1 protein-coding gene and 1 pseudogene are annotated in these 1,400 nt (G+C 54.9%); both read left to right on the top strand.

Translation table 11 applies throughout. From position 1 onward, the window contains the following. Positions 1-411: pseudogene (locus AWB82_RS36640) on the top strand (DUF2345 domain-containing protein); the annotation flags it as partial. Between the two features lie 2 nt (positions 412-413). Further along, a partial coding sequence (locus tag AWB82_RS38175) for a T6SS effector phospholipase Tle3 domain-containing protein (protein ID WP_456061750.1) occupies positions 414-1,400 on the top strand: 987 nt, incomplete at its 3' end.

The following is a 1,400-nucleotide window of genomic DNA, read 5'->3' as shown; positions in this document are numbered from 1 at the left end:
CAGCAGAATATGCAGCTGTGCAGTGCGGCCGGGACGCTGACGGCGAACGCGGCGAACGGTGTTGTGCTCAGCGGTGGTGGCAGCGCGTACATCAAGGTGCAAGGCGACAACGTCGAGATCGGTGGGGCCGGCAATCTGATCCTCAAGATCATTGAGATCAAGAAGGAAGGGCCTGGATCGCTCTCGATGCCTCTGCCTAAGTTTAATCAGGCCAATGTCGCCCATAACGAAAAGTTCATCTTGACCGACGAGCTGACTGGCCGCGGACTTGCAGATCGCGCGTACAGAATCAAGCTACCCGACGGAAAAATCATTGAGGGCATGACGAACAAATTGGGTGAAACGTCTGTGACCAAGGATCAGGTTGCGCAAGGCATGATTTTTCAGCTTAAAAAAGCGAGTGGAATTTGAGTATGACGCAGGAAACAGACACGATGCAGAACGAGCAGTCGGCTGAAACGAACGACCCGCAACAGCAGCAGGCGATGCGTGAAGTGCCGAGGCAGATTGACGCTTTCGGACGCCCCTACTGGGAGTCTTATATGACGCCCGAGAGCTATCAGGTATGGGCTCAGGCGAAGCTTGGCCCGCACTTGCCGGGTGTAATCATCTTCGTGCATGGGGTGAACTCGGAGGGGGAGTGGTATGACAACGCTGAGGAGGGGCTCTGTGAGGGTTTGAACGAAAGGTTGAACCTCAAAGGGAAATCTAAATTTGAACTCAAGCAGAATGAGTACCGAGACTACGACAAGGACAAAAAACACTACATTCCGAGGCAGATCTTTAAGCAAGGCCGCTCGCCTGTAGTTCGCTTTTATTGGGGGTATCGCGCCAAAGATGGCGACGAGAAGAAGTGGCGAGTAGCGCTCCGGAACGATCTTGGCGCCGATGTCTGGAAAGCCGACCTAGCGCAGGACAAGGGACCATGGTACTGGGGCGGAGGCCCATTCCAGAACGGCACCAATAATATTCAGCAACTCTGGAGCGCCATGGGGATGAAGCGGCACGTCTACGGGATTGATGCGCAGATGCTAAATACCGAAGCCGACCGTTACCTGCAAGACGCGCCGCCACGAGACTATTATTCGCACGCCGCGAAGCGTCTCGCTGACCTAATCGATGATATCCGGAGGCATTCGCCGCGCGACACGGTGACTATTATGTCGCATAGTCAGGGAACCATGATCGCATTAGCAGCCACGACACTCTGTACTACTCGCGCGCCCGACGCGTTATTTGTCATGAACTCGCCGTGCGCTCTCGAGGACAAGCTTGTCGATGCGTTGACCTGTGGCAAAGAGCGCCCTACGCAGGAGGCGCGCGCAAACACATTCCGTCATATTGCGGAGCGCATCAAACATGACAAGTTCACGTTCGACGATGCATTAATGGAGCAGTTG

It is taken from the genome of Caballeronia glebae (assembly GCF_001545035.1).
In the GTDB taxonomy this organism is placed as follows: domain Bacteria; phylum Pseudomonadota; class Gammaproteobacteria; order Burkholderiales; family Burkholderiaceae; genus Caballeronia; species Caballeronia glebae.
This window is presented reverse-complemented; position numbering and strand designations above follow the sequence as displayed.